This is a genomic window from Nonomuraea sp. JJY05 (assembly GCF_043496855.1).
Lineage (GTDB): Bacteria > Actinomycetota > Actinomycetes > Streptosporangiales > Streptosporangiaceae > Nonomuraea.
The window spans coordinates 273,125-280,433 of record NZ_JBIEIS010000004.1; the positions used below are offsets into that span (position 1 = coordinate 273,125).

General features: G+C 71.9%; 5 protein-coding genes. 4 read left to right on the forward strand and 1 reads right to left on the reverse strand.

Translation table 11 applies throughout. The annotated features are described in order from the left end of the window. Positions 1-35: 35 nt before the first annotated feature. The 4 genes from ACFKCF_RS07310 (at position 36) to ACFKCF_RS07325 (ending at position 6,412) form a co-directional block, all read left to right on the forward strand. Positions 36-3,428, forward strand: coding sequence for a phosphodiester glycosidase family protein (locus ACFKCF_RS07310; RefSeq protein WP_394491946.1), 3,393 nt, complete (start codon positions 36-38; stop codon positions 3,426-3,428). Positions 3,429-3,672: 244 nt separating this feature from the next. After that, a complete protein-coding gene (locus ACFKCF_RS07315) occupies positions 3,673-5,181 on the forward strand; it encodes an FAD-dependent monooxygenase (RefSeq protein WP_394491948.1) in 1,509 nt (502 codons plus the stop codon). A gap of 129 nt (positions 5,182-5,310) precedes the next feature. Next, entirely contained in the window at positions 5,311-5,724 is a 414-nt protein-coding gene (locus ACFKCF_RS07320; RefSeq protein WP_394491950.1) for a cupin domain-containing protein, read from the forward strand. A 199-nt stretch (positions 5,725-5,923) separates the two neighbouring features. Next, positions 5,924-6,412: a hypothetical protein gene (locus ACFKCF_RS07325; RefSeq protein WP_394491953.1), complete on the forward strand. Its 489-nt coding sequence runs from the start codon at positions 5,924-5,926 to the stop codon at positions 6,410-6,412. A gap of 6 nt (positions 6,413-6,418) precedes the next feature. On the opposite strand, the gene ACFKCF_RS07330 is transcribed toward ACFKCF_RS07325, so the two are convergent. Then, the gene (locus tag ACFKCF_RS07330; protein ID WP_394491955.1) at positions 6,419-7,219 is read right to left on the reverse strand and encodes an SHOCT domain-containing protein; all 801 of its coding nucleotides are present in this window, start codon (positions 7,217-7,219) and stop codon (positions 6,419-6,421) included. Between the last annotated feature and the right edge of the window lie 90 nt (positions 7,220-7,309).

Below are 7,309 nucleotides of genomic sequence, written 5' to 3' on the forward strand. Positions count from 1 at the left end.
TTGAAAGTTATATCCACGAGCGATTGAGTTCGGTCGTGCAGTCCCTCAGAATCCTGACAGCGTCGGTGCTCGCGTTAGGCCCTCTCGCCCTGGCCACGGCCCCGGCGCAGGCCGATCCCGCGCCCCCCGTAGAGGACGCGCTCAAGGCGTCGTCCTACCCGCCGCAGTCCACGCTGCTCGCCCAGGACGCCGGGCAGCGGCTGGAGACGGCCAAGAGGACCCGGCCGGTGGCGCCGGGCATCTCGCTCACCTCCTTCGACACCTACGACGCGCTCGGCTGGCTGCGCGCGGACGCGGTCACCGCCGACCTCGGCGGCGCGAAGGCCGACTACCTGTACTCCGGCGAGGTGTCCAAGACCGAGCCGCTGTCCGGGCCCGCCAAGCGCGCGCACGCCGTCGCGGCCGTCAACGGCGACTTCTTCGACATCAACAACTCCGGCGCCGCCCAGGGCATCGGCGTGCAGGACGGCTCGCTGGTGCAGTCGCCCGTCACCGGCCACGAGAACGCGGTCGCGATCAGCGGCGACGGCCTCGGCCGCGTGCTCAAGATGTACTTCGAGGGCACCGCCACCCCGGCCGGCGGCACGCCCATCGCGCTCACCCAGTTCAACCAGGTCGTGCGCAGCGGCGGCGTCGGGCTGTTCACGCCGCTGTGGGGCTCCTACAACCGGGCCCGCGCCGTCGAGGGCGCCACGTCCGTCGCCGAGGTCGTCCTGGTGGACGGGGTGGTCTCCGAGGTACGCACGTCCGCCGGCACCGGCCCCATCCCCGCCGGGACGACGATCCTGCTGGGCCGCGACGCCGGGGCCACCGCCCTGTCCGCCCTCAAGGCCGGCGACCGCGTGGACGTGGGATACCAGCCGAAGCCGTCGGACGGCGGCCAGGTCAAGGCCGCCGTGGGCGGCAACTGGGTGCTGGTCAAGGACGGGGTCGTGCAGAACTCCACCGACCCCGCCGCGCACCCCCGCACCGCCGTCGGGTTCTCGGCCGACGGCAGGAAGATGTACCTGCTGACCGTGGACGGCCGCCAGGTCGACAGCCGCGGCGTCACGCTCAACGAGCTCGCCGCCATGATGGTGGACCTCGGCGCCGCCAACGCGCTCAACCTCGACGGCGGCGGCTCCTCCACCATGCTCGCCCGCGAGCCCGGCTCCGCCGACGTCCAGGTGGAGAACAGCCCCTCCGACGGCGGCGAGCGCCACGTGCCCAACGGTCTCGCGCTCTACGCGCCCGAGGGCAGCGGCAAGCTCAAGGGCTTCTGGCTGGAGACCGCGAGCGACCCCGCCAAGGCGCCCGGCGTCGGCCCGGTCGCCGGTGGCCGCCCCGACCGCGTCTTCCCCGGCCTCACCCGGCGGCTGACCGCCGCCGGATACGACGAGACGTACGGCCCCGCCGCCGGCACGCCGTCGTGGCGGGCCAACCCGGCCGTGCACGGCGTCGTCCGCGACGGGAAGTTCCACGCGCTGGTGCCCGGCCAGACCACCGTCACCGCCTCGCGCGGCGGCGCCAAGGGCACTATCGACCTGACCGTCCTGCAGCCGCTCCAGCGGCTCGGCACCACGGCCGACCGGCTCGGCCTGGCGGGCGCGGACGGTGCGGCCACGTTCGGCGTGGTCGGCTACGACCGCAACGGCAACTCCGCGCCCATCGAGCCCTCCGACCTGACGCTCGACTACGACAAGAGCCTGTTCGAGGTGACCGCGGCCGAGCACGGCTACTTCACCGTCAAGGCCAGGAAGGCCAACGGGTCCGGCCTGATCACCGCCAAGGTCGGCAAGATCGGCACGGCGGTGCCGGTGACGGTCGGGTTCGAGGAGAAGCCGGTCGCCGACTTCGAGAACGCGGCCACGTGGACGTTCGCCGCCGCCCGCGCCACCGGCTCGCTGTCGGCCGCGCCCGGTCAGAGCGGGGGCGGGCTCAAGCTCTCGTACGACTTCACCACCTCGACCGCGACCCGGGCCGCGTACGCCAGCCCGCCGCAGCAGATCGTGGTGGACGGCCAGCCGCAGGCGTTCGGGCTCTGGATCAACTCCACCGGCAAGGGCGAGTGGCCCAGCCTGGAGTTCTACGACGCGCTCGGCCAGTCGCAGATCCTGCGCGGGCCGTACCTGACGTGGACCGGGTGGAAGTACGTCGAGTTCGCCGTGCCCCCGGGCGTCAACTACCCGCTCAAGCTGCGGCGCTTCTACGTGGCCGAGACCAAGGCGGACGCCAAGTACACCGACGAGATCCTCATCGACGGCCTGGTGGCCAAGGTGCCGCCGTCGATCTCCGCGCCCGCCGCGCCGAAGGTCGCCGATCCGGTGGTCAAGGCCGACGTGGGCCGGATGCCGTGGCGGTTCGCGGTCATGTCGGACGCGCAGTTCGTGGCCCGGGACCCCGACAGCGACATCGTCAAGAACGCGCGCCGCACGCTGCGGGAGATCAAGGCGGCCAAGCCGGACTTCCTGCTGATCAACGGTGACCTGGTGGACGAGGCGTCGCCCGAGGACTTCGCGCTGGCCAAGAAGATCCTCGACGAGGAACTCGGCGGAACCCTGGAATATCACTACATTCCCGGCAACCACGAGGTCATGGGCGGGAAGATCGACAACTTCAGGACCGTCTTCGGCGACACGTACAGCACCTTCGACCACAAGGGCACGCGCTTCGTCACCCTGGACACCTCCCGCTTGAACCTGCGGGGCGGCGGCTACGACCAGGTGGCCATGCTCCGGTCCCAGCTGGACAAGGCCGCCGGCGACGCGTCGGTGGGCTCGGTCGCGGTGCTGTTCCACGTGCCGCCGCGCGACCCGACGCCCGGCAAGGGCAGCCAGCTCGGCGACCGCAAGGAGGCGGCCCTGGTGGAGGGGTGGCTGGCGGACTTCCAGCGCACCACCGGCAAGGGGGCCGCGTACATCGGGGCGCACGTGGGGACGTTCCACGCCTCGCACGTGGACGCGGTGCCGTACTTCATCAACGGCAACTCCGGCAAGAACCCGGCCACCGCGCCCGACGACGGCGGGTTCACCGGGTGGTCGCTGTGGGGTGTCGACCCGGTGACGGCGGCCGAGGCCGAGCACGTGCGGCGGAACTGGTTCGCCGACGCGCCCGACTGGATCGGCACGCAGGTCCGGCCGCACGTGGACGACCTCGTGCTCACCGCCCCCGCGACGGTCGCGATCGGCGCTCCCGGCGCGGTGACGGCGGCGCTCAAGCAGGGCAGCCGTACGGTCCCCGCGGCCTACCCGGTCTCGGCGGCGTGGTCCGGCTCCCCCAACCTGCACGTCGGCGGCCGTGACGGCGTCAAGCCGTGGCACGTGGCCTCCTTCGACCCCGCCACGGGGACGCTGACGGCGCTGCGGCGGGGGCAGGTGACGCTCGCCGTCACGGTGAGCGGCGTCACCCGCCAGGCCACCGTGGCGCTGACCGCCAAGGCCGCCGCCTGACCGCCGGGCGGGCCGCCGCGGCGATGACCGCGAGGGCCTCTGTGGGGGCCGCCGCGGCGTGCTGCGGTGGCCCGCCCGCACACCGGACCCTATGGGCTGATCCGCAGTGGTCATGCGCGGGCCCGCCACGAGGAGCCCAGAGGGTCCGGTCGTAGTATCGAGACAAACGCACTCATGGCAGCGAGTCGCCGTCTCCTCCCGGGCGATCACGTCGCAAGGCGCTCATAGGAGACTGGAGACGCTGATGGCGCTCTTTGACACTGATGTGGTGATCGTCGGAGCCGGGCCGACGGGCTTGCTGCTCGCGGGTGACCTGGCCGCGAGAGGCGTCGCGTGCATGATCGTCGAACGGGAGCTTCGAGGTTCGAAGCTGTCCCGGGCCTTCGTCGTGCACGCCAGGACGCTGGAACAGCTCGACGCCCGGGGCGTGGCCGACGAGCTGATCGAGACCGGCGCGATCTTCCGGACGATGTCGCTGTTCGGCACCCTGGAACTCGACATGTCCCTGCTGCGGTCGCGGTTCCCGTTCCTGCTGTGCACCCCGCAGTACAACACCGAACACGTGCTGGAGAACCGTGCCTCCAGGCTCGGCGTGGAGGTCATGCGGGGGGTCGAGGTCGTCGGCCTGCGCCAGGACGACGACGGCGTGGACGTGAGCATGCGGATCGACGGCACCATACACGCGCGGCGGGCGAAATTCGTGGTGGGCGCCGACGGTGTGCGCAGCGTCGTGCGGGACGCGCTCGGCGTTCCGTTCCTCGGGCGTTCCGCCGTGGAGTCGGTGATGCTGGCCGACGTCCACCTCAGGCGGCCCCCGGCGCGTGAACTGGCCCTCAACACCGGCGCCGACGGCTTCTGCTTCATCGCCCCCTTCGGAGACGGGCGGTACCGGATCATCGCCTGGGACCGGCGGCGGCAGCTCCCCAGCAGCGCGCCGGTCACCCTCCAGGAGGTCAGCGACATCACCAGCAGCGTCATGGGCAGCGACCTCGGCCTGCACGACGTGCGCTGGCTGACGAGGTTCCACAGCGACGAGCGGCAGGTGCCCAGCTACCGCGTGGGCCGGGTGTTCCTGGCGGGCGATGCCGCGCACGCGCATTCCCCCGCGGGCGGGCAGGGGATGAACACCGGCCTGCAGGATGCGGCCAACCTCGGGTGGAAGCTCGCCGCGGCGGTCCAGGGCTGGGCCCCGGACGGCCTGCTCGACACCTACCACGCCGAACGCCATCCGGTGGGCGGCATGATCGTACGACTCAGCGGCCGCCTGCTCACCACGGCCCTGGCCCGTACCCGGCGTGACCGGGCCATGCGCGCGACGCTCCCGGTCATCGTGAACCGGTTCCCGCCGGCCGCCCGCCGGCTGCGGGAGGCCATCTCCGGCCTCGCGATCTCCTACTCCGCGCCTCTGGGATCGCACCCGCTGGCCGGCCGGCGGGTCCCCGACGTCCTCCTGACGGGCGACGCGACGCGGCTGTACGAGGCGCTGCGCGACGGGCGGTTCGTGCTCGTGGCTCCCGCCGACGAGCCCGGCGTGACGGAGAGCTTTCCGCTGGCGCGCGTCAGGCACGCCACGCCGAGAAGCGCCCGCCTGCCCTCCATGCTGGTCCGTCCGGACGGTTACATCGCCTGGGCGAGCACCGCCACCGATCCCGCCACGCGTGTCTTCGGCCTGCGTTCCGCCCTGGCGACCTGGTGCGGCTCGCCGCCGGAGCCGTCCGTGCCCGGTCCGGTCCGGACGAGGCTGCCCCGGTGACGGCCGAAGTCCACCTGCTCTGTGCTCTCATACCGGCCTGACCTGCGCGTATGTGGGTACACAGGTCGGTACACCGGGTGGCCGACACGAGATCGTCCGTTCCGGGCAGGACCAGGGAGGCGTACTACCGTGTCGAACCAGGACTCAGCGGCGGATGGCGGATTCAACATCCTGGCGGACGTCAAGCCGCCCTTCGTTCCCGACGGTGCTTCGGGGATGACCATCCTCGTCGAGTGGCCTCCCGGTCACCCCGGCCTTGCCCCGCACCGCCACGCGGGGCCGGCGTTCGGCTACGTGATCGAGGGCGCGATCCGGTTCGAGCTCGAGGGCGAGCCGGAGCGCGTGGTCGAGGCCGGTGAGACGTTCTGGGAGCCGGGCGGGGACGTGATCCACTACCAGGACGGCAACGCCCTGCCGGACGCGCCGGCCAAGTTCGTCGTGTTCATGCTGTGCGCGCCGGGTCAGCCGATGCTCACGTTCGTCGAGGAGGCGGAGCTGGCACAGCGCGCCCACCTGCGCGCCCCGCGCCCCACCGCCGGCTGATCCGCCCGGCCGGGCCCGGACACGTGCGCGCCCCGCGGGGCATATCCGCCCCGCCGGGCCCGGACCCGCACGGGGCGCCGGCCGGCCGCCGCCGCCCGTTCCGCAAGGTGCTTGAAAGTGGACGTCGGTCCGGCGGCAAGTCACCTGAAATCGGTGCATCGCACATTGTCGTCATCTCGCCACGAAAGGACGACCCCTGATGACGATCTCCCGCACCCTCGCCGGCCTGGCCGTCGCCGCCACCGCCACCATCGCCGCCGTCACGACCGTCGCCCCCGCCGCCCAGGCCGCGACCGCGTCGGGCTCGGCCGCCACCGCGTGGGGCCCGTACTACGCGCCGGGGCGCTCCGCCCACGCCGTGGGCACCCTGACGGCCACGGGGGAGGACCACGCCGACCTGCCGACGGCCGACGTCGTCCGGGTCTCGGGCAAGGTGTACGACCACACCCGGCGCACCGCCGCCTGCGGCTGGGCGGTCTTCCGCATCACGTACCGCTCCGGGAACAACCTGCCGTCCCGCCAGCACGCGGTGCGCGACTGCTCCTACCGCGCCCCGAAGCACTTCTCGTTCTCCTACCGGGACGTCTACCAGGTCGAGCTCAAGGTCTGCTCCGAGGCCAAGTCCGCCAAGCCGTCCCTCGTCTGCCTGTACGCGGGCACCTGGAAGACCCTCTACCTGTCGAAGTGAGCGTCCTCAGATCTCGGAGATGATCTGCCGCCGTTTGACGGCGTACTCGTCGTCCGTGATCGCCCCCGTCGCGCGCAGCGCCTCCAGCTCCTCCAGGCGGTGGGCGGCGGGCCGCTCGACCGGTGAGGCGGCGCCGGCCGCCGGTCGATCGGCGGCCCGGCGCACCACCACCCGGATCTGCTGACGCAGCTCCGGCCTGGAGCGCACGTCCATCATGCCCGTCAGCGGGATGCCGTTGGCCTTGAGGAGCTGCAGGATCTCCATCAGCGGGCCGGCCTGCCCGCTCAGGTCGTAGGTCCTGCCGTCCTCGGCCAGGTTGAACTTCGCCGGCATCAGCCCGTTCACCAGAGCGCTGCGCTCCCAGTCGATCTGATGCTCCTGCGTGGCCGGATCGACGAGTACGACGACCCGGCGCGCGTTGAAGTTGCCCGCCCGCGTCATGTTGGCGAGCACGCGGTCCTGGGTGTCGAACGCGAATCCCGGGCCCTCGACGCGCAGGCCGAGCTTGACCAGCGGCTGGCCGTTGATCCTGGTGCCGGTCTCCGACATGCCCGTGATGTGGGCGAGCGTCAGAACCCCGTTCCGCTCAAGGGCGGCGGTCTTGGCGGCCGCCTTCGCCCCGTGGCGGGCGATGAGCAGGGCGACCAGCACGTTGGACACCGTGAGCGCCAGCCCGACGTACAGCATCCACTGGATCTCCGCGCGTTCGGCCGGTTCGAGCGCGAAGTAGACGATCACGAAGATCGGCCCGACCAGCCCTCCGCAGAGCAGGACGATTAGTTGCGACCTCAGATAACGCCCGAACATCGGCTTGCTCCAGTCAGTGGGGCGGTGGATCGGGTGCCACAGTAACGATCGGTGATCTCGGTCGGGAATCCGTTTGAGGAAGAATCGGAC